Genomic DNA, 22,653 nt, shown 5'->3' with positions numbered 1-22,653 from the left:
TCACCGGTGAGTGAACGGTCCGGGGCCCTGTTGGCCGAGCGGTCACGTCCCGACGTCGTCGCCGGACTCCGCGAGAGCCTTCTCACGGCCCTCGAGACCCGACGCGGCACCTCGATCGTCATCGAGGGCCCACCGGGTATCGGCAAGAGTCACCTCATCTCGACCCTGCTCGCCGACGTGTATCTCGGCGTCCCTGAACCCGCCACCTCCGATCGGGGTGCTCCCATCGTCCTGCGTTCCCGTGGCGACGAACGCCGCCGCACCGAGGCGTTCTCGGTGGTCACGGCGCTGATGGGCGGGGTCGCACCCGACATTCATCCCGGTGAGTACGTTCTCGAGCGCATCGACGATCTCGCCGCGACCGGACCGGTCCTCGTGTGGGTTGACGACGCGCACAACGCCGACGAGGCCAGCCTGACGGTGCTGCGACGGCTGGTATGGACCTCGCAGGTGTTGCCGCTGATCGTGATCGTCTCCGCCCGGCCGATCCCCGGCCGTACCCGCCTGGATTCGCTCGTGGAGCAGGCCGATATCGCGATCAGGTTGCCTCCGTTGACCCCTGAGATGGTGCGCCAGATCGTCACCGACATGGTCGGCGGGGCACCGGGACCCGCGTTGACCCGCGCCGTCTCCATCGCCCAGGGCAATCCGCTCTTCGTCTGTGAGCTCGTACGTGCGTGGCAGCAGGCGGGTGCGCTTCGGTCGACCACCGGGCTCGAGGGGGCCGGCGTCGAACTCGACGACGAAGCTCGCGTGGTTCGTCCGGGGCATCTCGACCGTGTGGTGCGAGATCACCTCGGCGGGCTCGACGACGCGACACGCGATGTCCTCGCGACCCTCGCGGTTTGTGGCACCCGCGTTTCCCTGGAATTGCTCGCCGAGCTGATGTTCTACGACCCGGCCGATCTCGACATCCCGCTCGCACACGCGGACCGGGCCGGAATGGTCACCCTGCGCACCGAGGGAGAACTCACCGTCGACTTCGCTCACGACGTCTTCCGCGAGGTCGCTTACGACGGCTTGTCGCAGGGATTCCGGCGTGCGACCCACCACCGACTGGCGCGCCTGGCCGAGCAGCGCGGCATGTCCGCCGCTGTGGTCGCCGGACACCGGATACGTGCGGGTGGCGGCCGAGACCGCACCGATCGGCATCCCGGCACCGATGACACCGCGCTGATCCTCGATGTACTGCGTACCGCGGTTGCCGAAGCCGAGGAGCTCGCCCCGGAGGTGGCCGCGGATCTGCTCGAGATGGCCGAGACCCAGGCAGGCACCGCCGACGCCGACCGCATGCTGGTGCATCGTGTCCACAATCTGATCCGAGCGGGCCGGGGGCCGGTCGCCGAACGCCTCATCCGTACGCGCATCGACACCGTCGCCGACCCGAGGATCGCCGCCCGGTTGCAGGCGGAGCTGGTCCGGGCCCTCGTGAGTCGCGCCGACGCCGACGGTGCGGTGGCGATGATCGATCGTGCCCTGTCGATCGGCGGACTGCCGCGGGGAGTGCGCGACACGATGACCATTCGCCGGGCATGGATTCGTCAGCTCGCCGGTCACGTGGTGGGCGACGACGAGATCCCTTCCGGCGTCGCCGACTTCGCCGGGACCGATCCGCAGGCCGCCGAGGCCCGGGCGACGCAACTCGTGCTCCGGTCGAGCCAGGCGCTCTTCGGTGGCGCACCCGGCCGTGCCGTCGCACTGCTCGCGGAACTCGACACCGCAGGGGCCCGCGCGGCCAGCGGCTCGTCGGGGTCGTCGATCGCCGACGACCTCGCGCCGGTGTACCGGCTGTGGGCGACCCTCGCGCACAGCGGACCCATCGCCGTGGTCGAACGCGTGGACCGGATCCGCCACCGTTCCGGCGGTGAATTCCGTTGGTCTGATTCGTATCTGGGTTTCCTCTGCGGGGATGCGCGGGCCGCCGAGGCGGAATGGGACGATGCCGTCGCCGAGTTCGATACCGCGTTGGAGTCGGCGGCCGAGACCGGCACCGGGTGGATCTCGATCGCGGTGGGCAATCGTGCCTACCTCGACGCCCATCGCGGTGACGTGGCCCGTGCACGGAGCCGGTTGGATGCTTTTCGACATCGAGGCCTGCCATTGCAGTTCGGGATCGACTATCCCGGGGTGGCCGAACTCGCCGCGCTCGAGGCAGACGGCGACCTCGACCGGGCCGCGGTTCTGGTGCGGTCGCTGTGGGCGGCTGCGCGGATCCGGCCGGGTCGCGGATTCGCCGATCGGGTTCTCGACATCGCCCGCACCGCCCGGCTCACCGGGCAGGAACGCCTCGTCCGTCAGATCGCCGACGATCTCGCCGACGACCTGCGCATGGCGCGGTCGGGATCGCGCGGGCCGGAACCGACGGTGCGGCTGCAGGCGACGGCGGCCTGTGTGACGGCGATGGCTGTGGGCGACGTCACGGCGCTGGTCGCGGCCGCCGACCTGTTCGGGTCGCAGGCATGGGGATGGCCGGCCGCGCAGGTCAGGGAGGAGGCTGCGTGCGCGGCGGCGTCGGCGGGGGACCGGGCGCGTGCGCTCTCCTTGCTCGACGAGGCGCTGGCCGTCTATGAGTACTGCGGTGCGCGACTCGACCGCGACCGCGCGCTGGCCCGGGTCCGTGCGCTCGGCGTGCGGCGCGGCTCCCGGGAATCCCACCGATCGGCGACGAGCGGATGGGAGGCGTTGACCGCCACCGAGACACGCGTCGTCGGTCTGGTGTGCGAGGGGTTGACCAACAAGGAGATCGGGGCCCGCATGTTCGTCTCCCCGCGCACCGTGCAGACCCATGTCTCCCACATTCTCACCAAGACGGGTCTGCGCTCGCGGGTGGAGGTGGCCACCGCGGCACGCGAGCAGCAGACGTGATTCCACGGACGTGAATCGACGGACGCATGTGGATTCGGTGACCGACGACACAGGTCCGTCCATACACGGGTGGCGGGGTGACGGTTCACCCCGTCACCCCGCCACCCGTGTCGGCTGCCTTCAGGTCACATTCTCGCGGCGTCGTCCCCATGCAGGTCTCCTGGCCGGCGGCTGCGCCGCGTGTGTGGCTGCCCCATCTCTGGCTGCCCCGTTCAGATCACCAGAGGTCGTAGCCGGCGTTGGCATGCGGGAAGCCTGTCGAGACGTTGGCATTGATCCAGTAGTGGCCGCCGGTGACGCCGGTGGCGTTGGTGTTGGTGCCGCCGGCGACGTTCACCAGCTGGTACACCGCGTGCGGGCCGACCGCACCGATCCGGTAGTTGATCGTGACGGTCTCGTGGTTGCCGTGCGTGGATGCGGTGACGATCTCCGACGCGCCGGGGGCCAGGGTGCCGCGCGGGGCGTTGATCCAGCTACCGGCGCCCGGGTCGGCACTGGTGAGGTACTCGGTCTTGTCGGTGTGGTTGGTGATGGTCATCGCGGTGGTCGCCTGACCCACCGGCAGGGTTCCGGCACTGGCCAATCCGGCACCACCCGCCGCAAGCGCCCCCACGGCACCGACCCCGGCGAGCACGGCCAGGAGACGGCCCTTGCGGCTGCGCAGACCCTTCCGGCCGGTGTTCTCGGCGGCAGTGTTCTCGGCTGCAATTCCGGTGACGTGGGTGCCGTTGATCGTGGTGGTGTCGGTGGTGATCATGGTGGGTCTCCTTCGACCGGTGACCTCGTCCTTGTGGGGCGTGGTCGTCGTTGTTTCTGACATGTATGACTTTGCCGGTCAGGGTGGGTTTCCGGATTCGGCCGACCCGGCGATCGGGTGGGGGAACGTGTCCTCCCCCAATCGGGGGAGGAGTCGGCAGATCGGCGGATGTCTCCGACAGCGTGCGCAGATACCGTCCAGGCGGTACAAGGAGACCGACCGGCGTCGTCGAAGTGACACCGGCGAATCGGAGGAGGGTGCTCGATGGCCACTGGCAGGCAGGGATCAGGACGGATGAGGTGGATGATCGCCGTCCTCGTGGCGGTGTCGGTGGTGGTCGGTCTCACCGGGGCCCTCGACGCCCGCGCGGTCGCCGACACTCCGGCCGCGGGCGATCCGAGTCCGTCGGCCGACCCGTTCTACCGGTCGCCGCGGCCCCTCGACTCCGTCGTTCCCGGCACGGTCCTGCGGACCCGCGAGGTGAGCATCGGAATCCTCGGCACACCGACACCGTTGCGCGCCACGCAGGCGCTGTATCGCACCACCGACCACCGTGGGGCCCCGACCGCCACGGTCACCACGATCATCCGCCCACCCGGCGGGGCCCCGACGCCACGCCTGGTGAGCTTCAACATGGCCTACGACGGTCTCGGACCGGTCTGCGTTCCGTCGTACACCTTGCGCGGCAACAATCCGAGTCCGCTCACCACTGTCGAACAGGTCGCCATGTCCGGCTACCTTGCCACCGGTCACACCCTGGTCGTCACCGACTACGAGGGCCCGGACAACGAGTGGACCGTCGGCCGGCTGTCGGGATACGCCGCCCTCGATGGTGTCCGCGCCGCGCAGTCGGTGTTGTCACTCCCGCGGTCCACCCCGGTCGGCATGGTGGGGTACTCCGGGGGCTCGGTGCCCACCGACTTCGCCGCCGAACTCGCGCCGGGGTACGCACCCGAGTTGCGTATCGTCGGCGCCGCCGCGGGCGGTCTGCCGGTGGACCTGGCCCACAACCTGCCGTATGTCAGCGGGACCAAGGACTGGGCCGGCGTCATTCCCGCCATCATCGTCGCTTATCAGCGCGCGTACCCGATCAACAGTGCGTCGTTCCTGTCAGCGCGCGGCAGCCAGTTGACCGCCACGGTCGCCGACAAGTGCATCACCGACTTCGCCCGGAGCTACCCGGGGCTCACCGACGCCGACATGGTGCGCGCGCCGTACCACTCGCTGCTCGACGTTCCCGCCGTCGTCGACGCACTCAACGACAACATCATGGGCACCGCGGGCACTCCGCGCACCCCGATGCTGCTGGGCATCGGCCAGTCCGATGCGACGGGCGACGGCGTGATGATCACCGGCGACGTCCGCGGTCTGGCCCGCGACTACTGCACCCGCGGTGTCCGCGTCGACTTCCGGACCTATGCGGGCAAGTCGCACGGCAGTGCCTACCAGCCGTTCGAGACCGACGCCTCCCGGTTCCTCGCCGATCGCTTCGCCGGGCGACCGACCGCCGACAGCTGCGGGACCATCCCGCCGGGCAACTCGCTCGACCCGACACCCGTGCCCTGAGGAGCCCGATGAACCGCCAGATCAGTGTCGTCGTGGTGGACGATCATCCGTTCTTCCGCGACGGACTCGCACGCGGGCTGGCCGCCAGCGGCCGCATCCGCGTGCTCGGCGAGGCCGATGACGGTCGCAGCGGCATCGCGATGATCACCGACCTGCAGCCCGACGTGGCCGTCGTCGACCAGCAGATGCCCGACCTCACCGGAACCGATGTGGTGCACGCGGTGGTCCGCGACGGCCTTCGCACCCGGGTGCTGTTGCTGTCGGCGGTGACCGACTCCGTGGTGGTGTTCGATGCGTTGCGCGAGGGTGCCGCGGGTTATGTGTCGAAGAACTCCGACCGCGACGCGATCATCGGTGCCGTGGAACGGGTGTCGAAGGGGGAGACGGTGGTACCCCCCGAACTCGCCGGTGGTCTGGTCGCCCAGATCCGCGCCCACGCCCAGCCGGATGCCCCCGCGCTCAGCGAACGGGAGAGTCAGGTGCTCAACGGGTTCGCGCGGGGACTGTCGATTCCGCAGATCGCCGCCGAACTCTACATCGGGGCGTCGACGGTCAAGACGCACGCCGCCAACCTGTATCAGAAGCTCGGCGTCTCCGACCGTGCCGCCGCCGTCGCCGAGGGCATGCGACGCCGACTCATCGAATGAGGGCTCCGGTGGTGCGGACCGGGGTCGACGGGGTGCGTGCGCAGGTCGGGATGCGACTGATCCTGGCAGTGTTCTTGGTGCTGGTGATCGCCTGCGATCCACCCGAACAGTTCCTCGCCGTCACGTGGGCGGTGGTCGGCGTATACCTCGGATGGACCGCGTCGACCCTGCTCCTGGCCCGTCGTCCGGACCCGCGGGTGCAGGAGTGGGCGTGGGCGGCGCTGTTCGTCGATCTCGCCGCGCTCACCGCGGTGGCCGTCCTCGCCGCCCGGTCGGATGCCACCAGCTGGACCTCCGATGTGCTGCTGACCGGCTTCGCGCTGATCCCGATGGCCGCCGCCACCGGACTGCGACCCGGGGTGTGTGTGACCATCGCCATCCCGACCACCGTGGTGTTCCTCGTGGCGTCGGCGGCGGCACGCCCGGCCAACGGGGAGCCGTGGTCGTCGGTGCTGCTGCACACCCTGGTCATCGGCGGGCTGGGCGTCGGCAGCGTCGCGTTGTCGGCGATCGCGCGATCACGGGTGGACACGATCGCCGCCCTGGCCCGCGATCGGGCGCAATTGCTCGACGATGTGAGCACCATCGATCGGCGGGCCCGCCGCGAGCTCGCCGACCACCTGCACGACGGTGCCCTGCAATACGTCCTGGCCGCGCGCGGGGACGTGGCCGCCGCCCGACGGGGGGACGGCGAGGCGATCGACCGGATCGAGGCCGCCCTGCGCGAGTCCGGTGATCTGCTGCGGTCGACGCTGACCGCACTCAACCCGGCCGTCCTCGATCACCACGGACTCGGTGTGGCGGTCACCGAACTCGGCCGCAGCACCGCGGTCAGCACCGGGCTCACCGTGATCGTCGACACCGCCGCCTGGCGCGAGCGTCCGACCCCGGCCGACGAACTGCTGTATGCCACCGCCCGCGAACTCCTGACCAACGCCGTCAAACATGCCCACGCGACCCGCATCGAGCTGACCCTCGAGTACGAACACGAGGACGCTGCAGACTTGGACGCCGCAGATTTCGACGCCGTTGCCTTCGACCCCGCTGACCCCGACCCCGCTGACCCCGACCCCGCTGACCCCACATTCGACCGCGACGGCTACAGCGCCGGTCGGGCCACGCAGGGACCTGGAAAGGCTCGGTTGATCGTCGTCGACGACGGGGTGGGTATCCCGCCCGGAGAGCTCGAACCCGGCAGACTGACGGCGCGACTGGCCGAGGGACATCTCGGTCTGGCGTCTCGGCAGGTCCGGCTCGCCGCCGCGGGCGGCACGCTCACCTTCGCCCCGCGGAGCAGTGGGGGGACCGTGGCGATCGCGACGATCCCGGTTGTCGGCTGATCCCGACTTCAGGCCGATTCCCGACTGTAGGCCGATCGATGGACAGCGGTCGGGAGGGTCATCCGACCGGTCCGGACACCGTGCGACACGCGCAACGTGCGCAACGACTTCCGATTTTTCGGTGCGGGTCCCAGTTGTCACACAGGTCTCAGTCGTTCGGCGTCGCCCAACGCGTCTCACTGGGCGCTGAAGGGTCCGCCGCGGCGCAGAGATGCCTCTCACCTGCAATTTTGTTCGAAGCGGGTTACCCGGATGGGGTAGCGTTGGTATCGACCGGACCCGATCTGCATCGACGACAGATGGCGTGTGTACATCACGGCTGTCGACGCGATCACCAGGGGTGGGCCTCGCAAATGCCAGCTCACGTGGGTACGGTCGCTTTCGCCGCACCAATCGGTGAGTGCCGGGCAACCAACCCGCCGCACCCACGCCGAGCGGCCACACGCCACCGGGCACCACTTGGTGCCGGTGCAGTCCAGATCGAGAACGAAAGACGGAGGACCCCGTGGCGCTTCCCCAGTTGACCGACGAGCAGCGCGCCGCTGCGTTGGAGAAGGCCGCTGCCGCCCGCCGAGTGCGCGCCGAGCTCAAAGAGCGCCTCAAGCGTGGTGGCACCGACCTCAAGCAGGTGCTCAAGGACGCCGAAGAAGACGAGATCCTGGGCAAGATGAAGGTCTCGGCCCTGCTCGAGGCCCTGCCGAAGGTCGGCAAGGTCAAGGCACAGGAGATCATGACCGAGCTGGAGATCGCTCCGACCCGCCGCCTGCGTGGTCTCGGTGATCGTCAGCGCAAGGCGCTGCTCGAGAAGTTCAGCTCCTGATCGACGCCGAAACAGGCAGCGTGAACGGAGCAGCACAGCCCGCGCGTGCGAGGGGCCGACTGGTTGTTTTGGTCGGCCCCTCTGCCGTGGGCAAGTCCACCGTGGTCGCGCGGGTCAAGCACCTCGTGCCGGACCTGTGGTTCAGCGTCTCGGCGACCACCCGCGACCCGCGACCCGGTGAGGTCGACGGACGCGACTATCACTTCGTCAGCCGTGCGGAGTTCGACCGGATGATCGATGCCGACGAACTCCTCGAGTGGGCTGACATCCATGGCGGCCTGCAGCGGTCGGGGACCCCGCTGCGCCCGGTCGCCGACGCCCTCGACTCGGGCGTCCCGGTACTGCTCGAGGTCGACCTCGTCGGTGCCCGCAACGTCCGCCACCGCCTGCCCGAGGCGATCCTGGTGTTCCTCGCACCGCCGAGCTGGGAGGAATTGGTCGCCCGGCTGACCGGCCGCGGCACCGAGACACCGGAGGCGATCGAGCGTCGACTGGCCACCGCACGGACCGAGATGGCCGCCCAGGGCGAGTTCGACCACGTCCTCGTGAACAGGCAAGTCGACCAGGTGGCCGATGAATTGGTATCCTTGCTGGTCGGACACGATCATCTCGACCGAGCGCCTGCCCTGGAGCACAGCAGCGGCGACCGCCCCGACTGATCCGATCCACCGACCACCGTCGGACGCGTCTGTTCTCGCCCGACCCATCCACGACCATTGCAGGAGTTCGCGTGAGCACGCCGACCAACTTCGATTCCACCGAGATCGCCGACGCACCGGTCTACGACACCCCGCTGGGCATCACCAACCCGCCGATCGACGACCTCCTCGAGCGTGCGTCGTCGAAGTACGCCCTGGTGATCTACGCGGCCAAGCGCGCCCGCCAGATCAACGACTACTACAACCAGCTCGGCGACGGCATCCTCGAGTACGTCGGCCCGCTGGTGGAGCCGGGTCTGCAGGAGAAGCCGCTGTCGATCGCGATGCGCGAGATCCACTCCGACCTGCTCGAGCACACCGAGGGCGAGTAGCGAGAACGCGGCCGGGCACGCGCACATGACCGCAGAGTCGGCAACCACGCCGGCCCCGGGGAACCGGGGCCGCAAGCGCATCCTGATCGGAGTGGGCGGCGGAATCGCCGCCTACAAGGTGTGCTCGCTGATCCGGCATTTCACCGAGGCCGGCCATGAGGTCCACGTCGCCCCGACCCGGGCGGCCCTGGAGTTCATCGGAGCGGCCACGTTCGAGGCGCTGAGCGGCAACCCGGTCAGCACCGAGGTGTTCGACGCGGTCGACGAGGTCCGCCACGTCCGTCTCGGCCAGGAGGCCGACCTGGTCATCATCGCGCCGGCGACCGCCGACCTGATGGCCCGCGCCGCCGCAGGTCGCGCCGATGACCTGCTGACGGCGTCCCTGCTGGTGGTGCGATGTCCGGTGTTGTTCGTGCCGGCCATGCACACCGAGATGTGGCAGCATCCGGCCACCCAGGCCAACGTCGCGACCCTACGTGCCCGCGGCACCACCGTGATGACCCCGGCGTCGGGTCGACTCACCGGCGCCGACAGCGGTCCCGGACGACTCCCCGAGCCGCAGGAGATCGCGCTGGTTGCCGAGCTGTTGCTCGACCGCGCCGACGCCCTGCCGTACGACCTCGCGGGTCTGCGTGTGCTGATCAGCGCCGGCGGCACCCGCGAACCGCTCGACCCGGTCCGCTTCCTGGGTAACCACAGTTCCGGCAAACAGGGCTACGCCCTCGGCCGGGCCGCGGCGCAGCGCGGCGCCGAGGTCACCATCGTGGCCGGCACGGTCAGTGCCGCGGGCGATCCGGCCGGCGTCGAGATCGTCGGTGTCGGCAGCGCCGAGCAGATGGCCACCGAGATGACCAAACGGGCGGCCGACGCCGATGTGGTGATCATGGCCGCCGCGGTCGCCGACTTCAGGCCGGTGTCGATGGCCGACGCCAAGATCAAGAAGGGTGATCAGGGCCCCGCCCCGATCGAGCTCACCACGAACCCCGACATCCTCCGCGGGCTGGTCGAGGCGCGCACCGAGGGCCGGATCGCCGCGACGACGGTGATCGTCGGATTCGCCGCGGAGACCGGCGACGAGACCGGCGGGGTACTCGACCACGGTCGCGCCAAGTTCAAGCGCAAGGGATGCGACCTGCTCGTCGTCAACGCCGTCGGCAACGGCAAGGCGTTCGGCACCGAGGACAACACCGGCTGGCTGCTGTCGGCGGGCGGCGAGGAGACGGCGTTGCCGACGGGTTCCAAAACACTCATGGCGAGCCGAATCCTTGACGAGGTCCGCGCGCTCGTGCCCGATGAAATCGGGATCTGACACGCGTTCTCGTTCTGCCACTCCCGGCAGCGCAGGCCGCGCTGCCACTGTGTACGTTTGAAGCCACAACCGGCGACGCGGGCGTCGCCGATACCACCCTGAGAGGATCCGATGACCAGCTCCGCGTCACGCCTTTTCACCAGCGAGTCCGTCACCGAGGGGCACCCGGACAAGATCTGTGACGCGATCAGCGACTCGATCCTGGACGCGATCCTCACCGAGGACCCCAAGGCCCGCGTGGCCGTGGAGACGCTGGTCACCACCGGGCAGGTGCACGTCGCCGGCGAGGTCACCACCACCGCCTACGTCGACATCCCGGGCATCGTGCGCGCCAAGATCCTCGACATCGGATACGACTCGTCCACCAAGGGCTTCGACGGTGCGTCCTGCGGAGTGAACGTGGCCATCGGTGCGCAGTCGCCGGACATCGCCGGCGGCGTGTTCAACTCGCACGAGAACCGCAGCGGCATCTCCGAGGACGAGATCGACGCCCAGGGTGCGGGCGACCAGGGCCTGATGTTCGGCTACGCCACCAACGAGACCCCCGAGCTGATGCCGGTGCCGATCGCGCTGGCCCACCGCCTGTCGCGACGCCTGACCGAGGTGCGGAAGAACGGCACCCTGCCGTACCTGCGCCCGGACGGCAAGACCCAGGTCACCATCGAGTACCAGGACGACAAGCCGGTCCGGCTCGACACCGTGGTGGTCTCCACCCAGCACGCCGCCGACATCGACCTCGAGAACATGCTCACCCCCGACATCCGCACCGAGGTGCTCGAGTCGGTGTTCGCCGAGCTGCAGCTGCCCACCCTCGACACCTCCGATGTGCGTCTGCTGGTCAACCCGACCGGCAAGTTCGTCCTCGGTGGCCCGATGGGCGACGCCGGCCTCACCGGCCGCAAGATCATCGTCGACACCTACGGGGGCATGGCCCGCCATGGCGGTGGTGCGTTCTCCGGCAAGGACCCGTCGAAGGTCGACCGCAGCGCCGCGTACGCGATGCGCTGGGTTGCCAAGAATGCCGTCGCCGCCGGCCTCGCCGACCGCATCGAGGTGCAGGTCGCGTATGCGATCGGCAAGGCCGCCCCGGTGGGCCTGTTCGTCGAGACCTTCGGCACCGAGAAGACCGACCCGGTCAACATCCAGCAGGCGATCACCGAGATCTTCGACCTGCGCCCGCTCGCGATCATCCGCGACCTGGATCTGCTGCGTCCGATCTACGGGCCGACCGCCGCCTACGGTCACTTCGGTCGCACCGACGTCGATCTGCCGTGGGAGCGGACCGACCGCGCCGAGAAGCTGCGCGCGGCCGCCGGACTCTAAGTCCCCGGCCGTTCGTGGCCGACACCGCAAAGGGCGGTCGCACCACCGAGACCGGCACGGCGACAGGGCCAGACACCGCGACGGGGCCAGACACCGCGAGCACCGGCGGTACGCGCAAGGGTGCCGCCGGTCCTCGTCGGCGCGCCCCGCACGCGCCGATCGCCAAGGTCCTGCCGATGTTGGGTCTGACCCATCTCGACCGACCGTTCGACTACCTTGTCGACGCCGATCAGGACGAGTCCGCGATTCCCGGCGTACGGGTACGGGTGCGGTTCTCGGGGCGCCTTGTCGACGGATTCCTGCTCGAGCGCGTCGAGCACTCCGACCATGAGGGACGCCTCGGCTGGCTCGACCGGGTGGTCTCCGCCGAACCCGTTCTGTCCAGCGAACTCGCCGGCGTGTGCCGTGCTGTCGCCGACCGCTACGCCGGGACCATGTCCGACGTGCTGCGCCTGGCGGTGCCGCCACGCCATGCCCGCACCGAGGCTCAGCCCACCCCCGAACCCACCACCGATGTCGTCGTCCCGGATCGCAGCGCCTGGCAGCGCTACCGCGCGGGGGCGTCGTTCCTGGAATCGCTGACGAGCGGGCATCCGCGGGCCGTGTGGCAGGCGTTGCCGGGGGAGGACTGGCCGCAACGACTGGCCGACCTCGCGGCGATCACCGCGGCCGCCGGCCGGGGTGTGGTCATCGTGGTGCCCGACCAGCGTGACCTCGACCGGTTGTCGTCGGCGTGCGAGCCGCTCCTCGGGGACCGGTGCGTGACGTTGTCGGCGGGGCTGGGCCCCACGGCCCGCTACCGGCGGTGGCTGTCGGTGCTCCGCGGGGCCGCCGACGTCGTGCTCGGCACGCGCAGTGCGATCTTCGCGCCCGTCCACGACCTCGGACTGATCGTCGTGTTCGACGACGGTGACGACTCCCTCAACGAACCCCGCGCCCCGTATCCGCATCCTCGGGAGGTGGCGGTGCTGCGCGCCCACCAACAGCACGCGGCGCTGGTGATCGGGGGATTCGCCCGCACCACCGAGGCCCAGTCGCTGATCGCGTCCGGGTGGGCCCACGACCTCGTCGCCGACCGCCCGCTGATCCGCGACCGGATGCCCGCGGTGGAGGCCATCTCCGACGAGGACGTCCGTATCGCCCGAGACCCCCTCGCTCGCACCGCACGTATTCCCGCGACCGCGTTCGATGCTGCCCGGAAAGCCGTCGCCGCCGACGCCCCGGTGCTGTTCTCGGTACCCCGGCGCGGCTACATCCCGTCGCTGGCCTGCGCGCGATGCCGCTCCCACGCCCGCTGCCGCGCCTGCCACGGACCGCTGCAGATGGATGCCGACGGCAGCCTGACCTGCCGCTGGTGCGGTCGGCGGGAATCACGGTTCCGGTGTCCGGAATGCGGCGCCACCCAGATCCGTGCACTCACCCTCGGTGCCCGTCGCACCGCCGAGGAACTCGGCCGGGCCTTCGCCGGGGTGCCGGTGGTGACCAGCGGCGGATCGACCGTCGTCGACGAACTGGAGCCGGGTGCCCGGGTCGTGGTGGCCACTCCCGGCGCCGAACCGGAGGCTCCGGGTGGGTACGGCGCGGCGGTCGTCCTCGACACCTGGGCACAGCTCGACCGCGCCGACCTGCGGGCCGAGGAGGACACGGTGCGACGCTGGATGGCGATCGGCGCGCGGGTCCGGCCGCGCGCCGACGGCGGACGGCTGATCATCGTCGCCGACGCGGGACTGACCCCCGTGCAGGCGGTCATCCGATGGGATCCGGTCGGCTTCGCGGCCGCCGAGCTCGACCACCGCGGCGAGCTGGGCTTCCCGCCCGCGGTGACGATGGCATCGGTCGACGGCCCGGCTGCGCTGGTCAGCGGTTTCCTCGACCTGCTCGAACTGCCCGACGGCGCCGACACCCTCGGCCCGGTCCCGCTGCCCGACGGCGTGCGGCCACCGGCAGGTAGCGAGGACTGGGAGCGGTCGGCGGCCGCAGGCAGTGTCGGCGGGTCCGGTCGCGGTGGGCCGGCTCCGGGTTTCGGTAGGGGTGACGGCGTCGGCGGCGAGATCGAACGGGTGCTGGTGCGCACCGACCGTCGGCACGGATGGCGACTCGCCCAGGCGCTCACCGCAGCGCAGGTCCGGCGGAACGCCGCGCACGAGACCGGGCCGATCCGGGTGCAGATCGACCCGCCTACCATCGGATGATCACCGGAACCAGAGTTTCGGGGTGGAGAATCGTGCACAACCCGGCCGAGTGGAGGCAGACAGCGTGAGGATCGTGTTCGCGGGCACACCCGAGGTGGCCGTACCATCATTACGGCGACTCGTCGAGGGGCCCGAACACGAGGTGATCGGGGTGATCTCCCGGCCCGACGCGGTGTCCGGCCGCGGTCGCAAGGTCCACCGTGCACCGGTCGCCGAACTCGCCGACGCCCACGGCATCCCGGTGATCACCCCGCGCCGCCTCGGAGAGCCGGAGGTTCTCGAGACCCTGACCGCCTGGGCGCCGGACGCCGGGGCCGTCGTCGCCTACGGTGGCCTCGTCCCGCCGTCACTGCTGGAGCTGCCCATCCACGGCTGGATCAACCTGCACTTCTCGGTGCTGCCCGCCTGGCGCGGGGCGGCGCCCGTGCAGGCGGCGATCGCGGCCGGCGAGACCACCACCGGCGCGAGCACGTTCCGGCTGGAGAAGGGCCTCGACACCGGTCCGGTGTACGGGGTGCTCACCGAGACCATCCGTGACACCGACACCTCCGGTGACCTGCTCGGCCGTCTCGCCGACGTCGGGTCCGGTCTGCTGGTGGACACGTTGTCGGGGATCGAGTCCGGCACGCTCGTACCGGTCCCACAGCCCGCCGAGGGAGTCAGCCATGCGGCCAAGGTCGAGGTCGACGACGCCCGCGTGCGCTGGGATCTGCCCGCCCACATCGTCGATCGCCGGATTCGCGCACACACCCCGGCACCCGGCGCCTGGACCACGTTGGGCGACGCCCGCCTGAAGCTGGGGCCGGTCGCCCCGTCGGCGGGTGAACCGCAGGCTCCCACCGACCTGGCGCCGGGCACACTCGGCATCACCAAGAAGGCCGTGTACGTCGGTACCGCCACCGTCCCGGTGCGGCTGGGATCGGTTCAGGCGCCGGGAAAGAAGCCGATGCCGGCCACCGACTGGGCCCGCGGGGCCCGTCCGGATGAGGGGAGTGTGCTCGGATGAGCAGGCCAGGGAGCTCGCGTCCATACGGGTCTCGATCGGAGGGCGCACGATCCGGGGGCCGTCCGGCGCGCGGTGGGCGGGATGCCAAACGCGATCCCAAGATCCGCGACAAGGCGATCGATCCGGTCCGTGAGGTCGCGCGTGACGTGCTACGTGCGGTCCGTGAGCGCGACGCCTATGCCAACCTGATCCTGCCGAAGATGTTGCGGGAGAGGCACATCAGTGGCCGTGACGCGGCGCTGGCGACGGAATTGACCTATGGCACCGCCCGCGCGCAGGGCACCCTCGACGCGGTGATCGTGGCAGCAGCCAATCGGCCGGTCGCCGAGATCGACGGGAAGCTGCTGGACGTGCTGCGGCTGGGCACCTACCAGTTGCTCCGCACCCGGATCGGGGCCCACGCGGCGGTCGACACCTCGGTGGACCTCGTCCGTTCGGAGGCCGGGATCGGCCCCAGCGGTTTCGTGAACGCGGTGCTGCGCAAGGTGTCCCAGCGCGACGAGGAGCTCTGGATCGACGAGCTGGCGCCGCCGATGGCCGACGACCTGATCGGTAATCTCGCCTTCCGCTATGCCCACCCGCGCTGGATCGCCGAGGTGTTCTTCGATGCCCTGGGCCGTTCGGCCGGGCAGTTGCAGGCCGCACTCGCCGCCGACGACGACCGCCCGCCGGTGCACCTGGTGGCCCGCCCCGGCTTCATCACCGCCGAAGAACTTGCGTTGACCAGCGGGGGAGAGGTCGGCCGATACTCCCCGTACTGCGTGTATTTGCCGGGAGGCGATCCCGGCGACGTGGAGGCGATCCGTCAGGGCTACGCCGGTGTGCAGGACGAGGGCTCGCAGCTCGTCGCCCGCTCGGTCACCGTCGCCGACATCGGCACCGACGGCGGCCGGTGGCTGGACATGTGCGCCGGCCCCGGCGGCAAGGCGGCCCTACTGGGGGCCATCGCCGACATCGATTCCGCACACGTCGATGCCCTCGAGATCAGCGACCACCGTGCCGACCTGATCCGCGGAGTGGTTCGGGATCTGCCGGTGTCGGTGCACGTCGCCGACGCGCGTGACGTCACCGGGAACACCGGACTCGAGCCGGGGTTCGACCGCATCCTGCTCGACGCACCGTGCACCGGACTGGGCTCCCTGCGTCGCCGCCCCGAGGCACGGTGGCGCCGCAAGCCGAGTGATGTCGGAGATCTCGTGGCACTGCAACGACAACTGCTCACCGAAGCGATCTCGCTGGTCCGTCCGGGCGGCGTCATCGTGTACTCGACGTGCTCGCCGCATCCGGCCGAGACCACCGATCTGGTCGGTGACGTCGTCGGCTCGGTCCACGGTGCCCGTCAGCTCGACGCGCGGGCCCTGGTCGGCGCCGACGATCTGGGAGACGGCCCGCACGTGCAGTTGTGGCCGCACATCCACGGCACCGACGCGATGTTCCTGGCCGCGATCACCAAGGACTGACCGCTCCGGAGGTGTTCGATCTCCCGCTCGTCGTCGGCTCGATCATCGACTGGCGCAGGGTGTTTCGGTGGTTGAGTGGGGATCGAGCCCGGAGGGCGAGGACCCGTGTCGAAACCTGGTGAGGTGACGATGTCGGCAACCACGGGTCGTCGACCTTGTCGCGTCGCTCGGCTCGACCCCGACGACGCGTTCGCTTGTCCCGCGGTGATCGAGGAGGCGACTACGGCCACCGCGGACGTGGTGCCTCACATGGCAAGCGGTTCGTCGGCGGTGCCGCGCCAGACGTCGACGGCGTCGGTGATCGGCAGTCCGACGGCGTCGCAGATGGCGACGACGGTGCCGAAGCTCGGCGTGGCGATTCGTCCGACCTCGATCTTGCGCAGTGTCTCGGGGGAGATGCCGGCGCTGCGGGCAACGGTCTCGGGGTCGCGGCCGGCGCGGGCCCGGCGCAACAAGGCGCCGAGCCGTCGACCGGAGTCGATCTGTTCGGGGGTCAGCGGCACACGCACCATGCACCGGAGCATACCGGTATTTGTGTACCGATCGTGATAGCGTGGTCTCGGTATTCAAATACCGAGCTGCGAGGAGAGACCACAACGTGATGGAACTGAAGACCCCGGCCGAGATCGACAGGATGGCGGTCACCGGCGCCTTCGTGGCGGAGGTTCTCACGACGCTGTCGGCGCGGGCCGAACCCGGTGTCAACGTCCTCGACCTGGAGAAGCACGCCCGCACCATGGTCGCCGATCGCGGTGCCGAGTCGTGTTACTGGGACTACGCCCCGTCCTTCGGCAGCGGGCCGTTCCGCAACGTCATCTGCCTGTCGGTCAACGACGCCGTGCTGCACGGTATGCCCCACGACCACGTGCTCGCCGACGGCGACGTACTTACCCTCGACTTCGCGGTCTCGATCGACGGCTGGGTCGCAGATGCCGCGGTGACCGTCCAGGTGGGTGATCCGCGACCGGCGATCACCACGCTCATCGATTCCACCCGCCATGCCCTGGCCGCCGGGATCGCCGCCGCGGTCCCGGGCGGACGACTCGGTGACATCTCCGCTGCCATCGGCGCCGTCGCCGCCGAGGGCGGCTACCGGGTCAACACCGACTTCGGCGGTCACGGCCTCGGCCACACCATGCACGAGGACCCGCACGTCCCCAACCGCGGTCGCGCCGGGCGCGGGCTCAAGCTCAAGGCCGGCATGACCCTCGCGCTGGAGCCGTGGTGGGGGACGGGCACCGACGAACTCCTCACCGATCCCGACGGCTGGACCCTGCGCCTGGCCGATGGCACACCCGGCGCGCACACCGAGCACACCATCGCGATCACCGACGACGGACCGCGCATCCTGACCCTGCGGGCCTGAGCTGCGGCGCGGGGCCGCCGGCCGGCGTCCCGAGGTGCCGGTCACCTCGGGTCCGGCCCTGCGTCGGGGCGGACCTCCGACCGCGTAAGTTGTCTGCCATGAGTTCCCAGCTTGCCCCGATGATCGCGCCCTCGATCCTGTCGGCAGACTTCGCCAACCTCGCCGCCGAGGCCACCGCGGTCGCGGGCCCCGGTCCCTCGCGCGCCGACTGGTTGCACGTGGACGTCATGGACGCCCACTTCGTCCCGAATCTCACCCTCGGTCTGCCGATCGTGCAGAGCCTGCTCAAGGCCACCGACATCCCGCTCGACTGCCACCTGATGATCGAGGACCCGGCCCGCTGGGCACCGCCGTACGCCGAGGCCGGTGCCCACAACGTGACCTTCCACGCCGAGGCCACCGACAACCCGGTCGCCGTCGCCAAGGACATCCGCGCCGCCGGCGGCAAGGCCGGCCTCGCGATCAAGCCGGGTACCGCCCTCGAGCCGTACCTGGAGATCCTGCGCGACGTCGACACCCTCCTCGTGATGAGCGTCGAACCGGGCTTCGGTGGCCAGAAGTTCATGCCGCAGGTGCTCGACAAGGTGCGCACCGTCCGCAAGCTGGTCGACTCCGGCGATCTGCGTCTGCTGATCGAGATCGACGGCGGTATCGCCGACTCGACGATCGCCGAGGCCGCCGAGGCGGGCGTGGACTGCTTCGTCGCAGGCTCCGCGGTGTACGGCCCGCAGGATGCCGGTGCCGCGGTCGCCGCCCTGCGCGCCAAGGCCGCCGCCCACCGCGCCCGGTGATCCGGATCGGAACGAGTACCTGCCGATGACCGTCGCCCCCGACCGCCTCGCCACGGCCATGCGTCTGGCGATCGACGAATCGGCCGGTGCGCTCGGTCTGTCGCGTCCCAACCCCTCGGTCGGTGCGGTGATCCTCGCCGATGACGGGACCGAGATAGCGCGTGGTCACACGCAGCGGGCCGGCGGACCTCACGCCGAGGTGATGGCATTGCGCGCCGCCGGGTCCGCGGCGCGGGGTGCCACCGCGGTGGTGACCCTGGAACCGTGCAACCACACCGGCCGCACGGGACCGTGCGCACAGGCGCTCATCGACGCCGGTGTCGCGACGGTCGTCTACGCCGTCGGCGATCCCAACCCCACCGCTTCCGGCGGGGCGGCGCGGCTGCGGGATGCGGGCATCGAGGTGATCGCCGGTCTCGGTGAGCGGGACGCGATGTCGGGGCCGTTGCGGGGTTGGCTGTTCCGGCAACGCCACGGCCGTCCACTCGTCACAGCGAAGCTCGCCGCCACCCTCGACGGGCGCATCGCCGCCCCCGACGGCACCAGTCAGTGGATCACCGGCGCGCGGGCCCGGGCCCGCGTCCACCGACAACGCGCGCAGCTCGACGCGATCATCGTGGGTACGGGCACGGTGGTCCGCGACGACCCGGCGCTCACCGCACGACTCCCCGACGGCGCCCTCGCCGATCGTCAACCCATTCGGGTTGCCATGGGGCACAGGGATATCCACGCTGACGCGCGGATCACGTCGTCGGCCGCGGGAGACTTCAGACACGTCCGAAGCCACGACCCGGCCGACGTGCTGGCGGCCCTGCCCGACACCACCTGGGTGCTCGTCGAAGGCGGCCCGAGGATCATCGGGGCCTTCTTGGACGCCGGGTTGGTCGACGAGATCGAGGCCTATGTCGCGCCGACGGTGCTCGGCGCCGGACAGTCGGCGATCGACCGGGCGGCGGTCACCACGTTGTCCGATGCCTCACGACTGCGGCTCGCCGCGGTCGAGCGGATCGGTGACGACGTCCTCCTCACCGCACGCACACAACGCCTGCCGGACTAGTCCGACAGGCGCGAACCGATCGGTCACCGACGCACGCGGTGCCGGTCACTTCTGGGCGGCGGCCTTGCGCTTGGCGCCGTTGCGTCCGATCACCCAGCCGGCGATCAGCCCGCACAACGCGATGATCGTGTAGATCAGCCACTGCCAGGAGGAGATGCTGAGGAAGAGGAAGTCGACGCTGACCTTCTCGCGGTTCTGCACGATGAAGATGATCGCGACAACAACCAGGATCAGGGGGAGCCAAAACCGTTTCAGGAGATCCACGATCACTCCACCGGCCCCTTTGCCGCCCGCTGTCGCGGGGGAGTTCGCAGTACCGTTCGCCATGGTGGCGCCGCCTTCCGACAGTGGTGGATCGAGCGAGTTGTCGACTGCGAGAATCTTATCCCAGCGACCCCGGCGCGGCGGACCCCGCCAGACCGCCGGTGGTTGCATGTCCCGGCGACGTGCTAGCGTCGACTTGTACGTTCTCGGGGCGGGGTGAAAATCCCCACCGGCGGTGAGTCCCACGCACGTGAGACCTAGCCCGCGAGCGCTCATCGAGAGGTGAGGACAGCAGATCCGGTGTGAATCCGGAGCCGACGGTCATAGTCCGGATGCGAGAGAACAAGGCGGCGACCCGCGCCGTCCTGTCGGCTTCGAGCGAGCAAGACAGGAGGACTGGGTGTTCACCGGTATCGTCGAAGAACTGGGCACCATCGTCGGGCGCGACGAACTCAGCGACGCCGCACGACTCACCATTCGGGGACCATTGGTCACCTCTGACGCCGGATTCGGCGACTCGATCGCGGTCAACGGGGTCTGTCTGACCGTCGTCGAGCACACCGCCGACGAGTTCACCGTCGACGTGATGGCCGAGACCCTGCGCCGTAGCTCCCTGGACCGGCTCGGACCGGGCAGCCCGGTCAATCTCGAACGTGCGATGCCCGCCGGTGGCCGCTTCGGCGGTCACATCGTGCAGGGCCACGTCGACGGTACCGGCACCATCGCCGCGATCAGTCCGTCGGAGAACTGGACGATCGTACGGATCGGCATCGACCGCGCACTCAGCCGCTACCTCGTCGAGAAGGGATCGATCACCGTCGACGGTGTCTCCCTCACGGTTTCGGCGGTCAGCTCGAACGCCGCCGGGTCCGGGTCCGACGATTCGGGCGAGTGGTTCGAGATCTCCCTGATCCCCACGACGCTGGGCGAGACCAACCTCGGATCGGCTGCGGTGGGGGCAGTGGTCAATCTCGAGGTCGATGTCATCGCCAAGTACGTCGAGCGTCTCCAGTCCACAGCCGGCACGGCCGTGCCCGGTGCAGCAGAGGTGAAGTGATTTCCGATGAGTGACAACAAGAACGCGGCTTCCACGGCGGACGTCGACGCCGACGTGACGCGCGTCGAGCTCGACACCGTCGAGCGTGCGATCGCCGACATCGCGGCCGGCAAGGCCGTCGTGGTGGTCGACGACGAGGACCGTGAGAACGAGGGCGACCTGATCTTCGCCGCGGAGAAGGCCACCCCCGAACTGGTGGCGTTCATGGTGCGCTACACCTCCGGTTACCTGTGCGTCCCGCTCGCCGGCGACGACTGCGATCGCCTCGGGCTGCCGCCGATGTACTCGATGAACCAGGACAAGCACGGCACCGCCTACACCGTGACCGTCGACGCCCGCGAGGGCATCGGCACCGGCATCAGTGCCTCCGACCGCGCCACCACCATGCGGCTGCTGGCCGACCCGGCCTCGGCCGCAGGCGATTTCACCCGCCCCGGACACGTCGTCCCGTTGCGCGCCAAAGAGGGTGGCGTGCTACGGCGGCCCGGCCACACCGAGGCCGCCGTCGACCTGGCCCGCCTGGCCGGACTGGCCCCGGCCGGTGTGATCTGCGAGATCGTGTCGCAGAAGGACGTGGGCTCCATGGCCCAGACGCCCGAGCTGCGCGTCTTCGCCGACGAGCACGATCTGGCGCTGATCTCCATCGCCGATCTGATCGCCTGGCGCCGTCGCAACGAGAAGCATGTCGTGCGCGTCGCCGACGCCCGGATCCCCACGCGCCACGGCGATTTCCGCGCTGTCGGCTACACCAGCATCCACGACGACGTCGAACACGTCGCCCTCGTGCTCGGCGACATCGCCGGCCCTGACGGCACCGGCAGCGACGTCCTCGTGCGTGTGCACTCCGAATGCCTGACCGGTGACGTCTTCGGGTCGCTGCGCTGTGACTGTGGTCCGCAGCTCGACGCCGCGATGGAGATGGTGGCCGACGAGGGCCGCGGCATCGTGCTCTACATGCGTGGCCACGAGGGCCGCGGCATCGGCCTGCTGCACAAGCTGCAGGCCTACCAGTTGCAGGACGCCGGCTCCGACACCGTCGACGCCAACCTGCAGCTCGGCCTGCCTGCCGACTCCCGTGACTACGGTCTGGGTGCCCAGATACTGGTGGACCTCGGCGTGACCTCGATGCGTCTGCTCACCAACAACCCGGCCAAGCGGGTCGGGCTCGACGGCTACGGCCTGCAGATCGTCGAACGGGTACCGATGCCGGTGCGCGCCAACGAGGAGAACCTGCGCTACCTGCGCACCAAGCGCGACCGGATGGGCCATGATCTGATCGGACTGGAGAAGTGGGACGGAGTCCCCGCGACCGGAGAGGCGGATCCCGCATGAGCGGTGCCGGTGAACCCACACTCGAACTCTCCGGCGCCGGCGGGCTGAAGCTCGCGATCGTGTCGTCCCAGTGGCACGAGACCATCTGCACCGCGCTGCTCGACGGCGCGCTGCGTGCGGCAAAGCAACACGGCGTCACCGATCCGACCGTCGTGCAGGTCGCCGGTGCCATCGAACTACCGGTCATCGTGCAGGCGCTGGCCCGCACCCACGACGCCGTCGTGGCACTCGGCGTGGTGATCAAGGGGGAGACCCCGCACTTCGACTACGTGTGTGACGCGGTGACCGCGGGCCTGACCCGGGTGTCGTTGGACGAGTCCACGCCCGTCGGCAACGGCGTGCTGACCACCAACACCGAGGCGCAGGCGCTGGCCCGGGCTGGACTGCCCGACTCGACCGAGGACAAGGGCGCGCAGGCGACCACCGCGGCCCTCGCCTCCGCGCTGGTCCTGCGGTCCCTGCCGTGACGGG

21 protein-coding genes and 1 riboswitch are annotated in these 22,653 nt (G+C 70.0%); of the genes, 18 read left to right on the top strand and 3 right to left on the bottom strand.

What is annotated here, in order from left to right; genetic code table 11:
* Nucleotides 1-6 precede the first annotated feature (6 nt).
* Nucleotides 7-2,865, top strand: a complete 2,859-nt coding sequence (locus tag ACWDUA_RS02765) for a helix-turn-helix transcriptional regulator (protein ID WP_160319576.1) — start codon at nt 7-9, stop codon at nt 2,863-2,865.
* Nucleotides 2,866-3,082: 217 nt separating this feature from the next.
* On the opposite strand, the gene ACWDUA_RS02760 is transcribed toward ACWDUA_RS02765, so the two are convergent.
* Nucleotides 3,083-3,622, bottom strand: a complete 540-nt coding sequence (locus ACWDUA_RS02760) for a hypothetical protein (RefSeq protein ID WP_261977716.1) — start codon at nt 3,620-3,622, stop codon at nt 3,083-3,085.
* Nucleotides 3,623-3,925: 303 nt separating this feature from the next.
* Between ACWDUA_RS02760 and ACWDUA_RS02755 the strand changes: the two genes are divergently transcribed.
* The 11 genes from ACWDUA_RS02755 to ACWDUA_RS02705 all read left to right on the top strand — a co-directional run bounded on the left by ACWDUA_RS02755 (nt 3,926) and on the right by ACWDUA_RS02705 (nt 16,315).
* Nucleotides 3,926-5,188 (top strand): lipase family protein, encoded by a 1,263-nt coding sequence (locus ACWDUA_RS02755; protein ID WP_449749474.1) that lies wholly within the window; start codon nt 3,926-3,928, stop codon nt 5,186-5,188.
* Nucleotides 5,189-5,196: 8 nt separating this feature from the next.
* Nucleotides 5,197-5,835, top strand: a complete 639-nt coding sequence (locus tag ACWDUA_RS02750; RefSeq protein WP_449749473.1) for a response regulator — start codon at nt 5,197-5,199, stop codon at nt 5,833-5,835.
* 8 nt (nt 5,836-5,843) lie between these two features.
* A complete protein-coding gene (locus ACWDUA_RS02745; RefSeq protein WP_449749472.1) occupies nt 5,844-7,175 on the top strand; it encodes a sensor histidine kinase in 1,332 nt (443 codons plus the stop codon).
* 505 nt (nt 7,176-7,680) lie between these two features.
* Entirely contained in the window at nt 7,681-7,995 is a 315-nt protein-coding gene (mihF, locus tag ACWDUA_RS02740) for an integration host factor, actinobacterial type (protein WP_020791706.1), read from the top strand.
* 20 nt (nt 7,996-8,015) lie between these two features.
* Entirely contained in the window at nt 8,016-8,654 is a 639-nt protein-coding gene (gmk, locus tag ACWDUA_RS02735) for a guanylate kinase (RefSeq protein ID WP_449749471.1), read from the top strand.
* A gap of 71 nt (nt 8,655-8,725) precedes the next feature.
* Complete coding sequence (gene rpoZ / locus ACWDUA_RS02730) at nt 8,726-9,025, top strand: DNA-directed RNA polymerase subunit omega (protein ID WP_449749470.1); 300 nt, start codon at nt 8,726-8,728, stop codon at nt 9,023-9,025.
* Nucleotides 9,026-9,050: 25 nt separating this feature from the next.
* Complete coding sequence (gene coaBC, locus ACWDUA_RS02725; protein ID WP_449749469.1) at nt 9,051-10,334, top strand: bifunctional phosphopantothenoylcysteine decarboxylase/phosphopantothenate--cysteine ligase CoaBC; 1,284 nt, start codon at nt 9,051-9,053, stop codon at nt 10,332-10,334.
* A 111-nt stretch (nt 10,335-10,445) separates the two neighbouring features.
* On the top strand, nt 10,446-11,657 hold the full coding sequence (gene metK / locus ACWDUA_RS02720) for a methionine adenosyltransferase (protein WP_449749468.1): 1,212 nt from the start codon (nt 10,446-10,448) through the stop codon (nt 11,655-11,657).
* Between the two features lie 176 nt (nt 11,658-11,833).
* Nucleotides 11,834-13,849, top strand: a complete 2,016-nt coding sequence (locus ACWDUA_RS02715; protein ID WP_449749700.1) for a primosomal protein N' — start codon at nt 11,834-11,836, stop codon at nt 13,847-13,849.
* A 64-nt stretch (nt 13,850-13,913) separates the two neighbouring features.
* Nucleotides 13,914-14,855, top strand: a complete 942-nt coding sequence (gene fmt / locus ACWDUA_RS02710) for a methionyl-tRNA formyltransferase (protein ID WP_449749467.1) — start codon at nt 13,914-13,916, stop codon at nt 14,853-14,855.
* The gene (locus ACWDUA_RS02705; protein ID WP_449749466.1) at nt 14,852-16,315 is read left to right on the top strand and encodes an RsmB/NOP family class I SAM-dependent RNA methyltransferase; all 1,464 of its coding nucleotides are present in this window, start codon (nt 14,852-14,854) and stop codon (nt 16,313-16,315) included. Before fmt ends, ACWDUA_RS02705 begins: the two co-directional genes overlap by 4 nt.
* Nucleotides 16,316-16,560: 245 nt before the next feature.
* Here the strand turns inward: ACWDUA_RS02705 and ACWDUA_RS02700 are convergent, their stop codons facing one another.
* Entirely contained in the window at nt 16,561-16,827 is a 267-nt protein-coding gene (locus tag ACWDUA_RS02700) for a helix-turn-helix domain-containing protein (protein ID WP_449749465.1), read from the bottom strand.
* A gap of 86 nt (nt 16,828-16,913) precedes the next feature.
* Here ACWDUA_RS02700 and map point away from each other — a divergent pair, with 86 nt between their 5' ends.
* From map to ribD, 3 genes are all read left to right on the top strand, one after another.
* Nucleotides 16,914-17,681: a type I methionyl aminopeptidase gene (gene map, locus ACWDUA_RS02695; RefSeq protein WP_449749464.1), complete on the top strand. Its 768-nt coding sequence runs from the start codon at nt 16,914-16,916 to the stop codon at nt 17,679-17,681.
* A gap of 98 nt (nt 17,682-17,779) precedes the next feature.
* Nucleotides 17,780-18,472 (top strand): ribulose-phosphate 3-epimerase, encoded by a 693-nt coding sequence (gene rpe / locus ACWDUA_RS02690; protein ID WP_053776488.1) that lies wholly within the window; start codon nt 17,780-17,782, stop codon nt 18,470-18,472.
* 25 nt (nt 18,473-18,497) lie between these two features.
* Nucleotides 18,498-19,529, top strand: a complete 1,032-nt coding sequence (ribD, locus tag ACWDUA_RS02685) for a bifunctional diaminohydroxyphosphoribosylaminopyrimidine deaminase/5-amino-6-(5-phosphoribosylamino)uracil reductase RibD (RefSeq protein WP_305950354.1) — start codon at nt 18,498-18,500, stop codon at nt 19,527-19,529.
* A 45-nt stretch (nt 19,530-19,574) separates the two neighbouring features.
* Here the strand turns inward: ribD and ACWDUA_RS02680 are convergent, their stop codons facing one another.
* Complete coding sequence (locus ACWDUA_RS02680; protein WP_449749463.1) at nt 19,575-19,793, bottom strand: lipopolysaccharide assembly protein LapA domain-containing protein; 219 nt, start codon at nt 19,791-19,793, stop codon at nt 19,575-19,577.
* A gap of 198 nt (nt 19,794-19,991) precedes the next feature.
* Nucleotides 19,992-20,141: riboswitch (FMN riboswitch) on the top strand.
* 52 nt (nt 20,142-20,193) lie between these two features.
* Here ACWDUA_RS02680 and ACWDUA_RS02675 point away from each other — a divergent pair.
* Genes ACWDUA_RS02675 through ribH form a run of 3 tightly spaced genes read left to right on the top strand, consistent with a single transcriptional unit; the run spans nt 20,194 to nt 22,649 of the window.
* Nucleotides 20,194-20,850, top strand: coding sequence for a riboflavin synthase (locus ACWDUA_RS02675; RefSeq protein WP_449749462.1), 657 nt, complete (start codon nt 20,194-20,196; stop codon nt 20,848-20,850).
* Nucleotides 20,851-20,856: 6 nt separating this feature from the next.
* Nucleotides 20,857-22,182 (top strand): bifunctional 3,4-dihydroxy-2-butanone-4-phosphate synthase/GTP cyclohydrolase II, encoded by a 1,326-nt coding sequence (locus ACWDUA_RS02670; protein WP_449749461.1) that lies wholly within the window; start codon nt 20,857-20,859, stop codon nt 22,180-22,182.
* Nucleotides 22,179-22,649, top strand: coding sequence for a 6,7-dimethyl-8-ribityllumazine synthase (gene ribH, locus ACWDUA_RS02665; protein WP_449749460.1), 471 nt, complete (start codon nt 22,179-22,181; stop codon nt 22,647-22,649). Before ACWDUA_RS02670 ends, ribH begins: the two co-directional genes overlap by 4 nt.
* Nucleotides 22,650-22,653 lie beyond the last annotated feature (4 nt).

The organism is Gordonia sp. NPDC003376, from assembly GCF_053589235.1.
The sequence above is the reverse complement of the archived record's forward strand: the minus strand, read 5'-3'. Positions and strand labels throughout refer to the sequence as shown.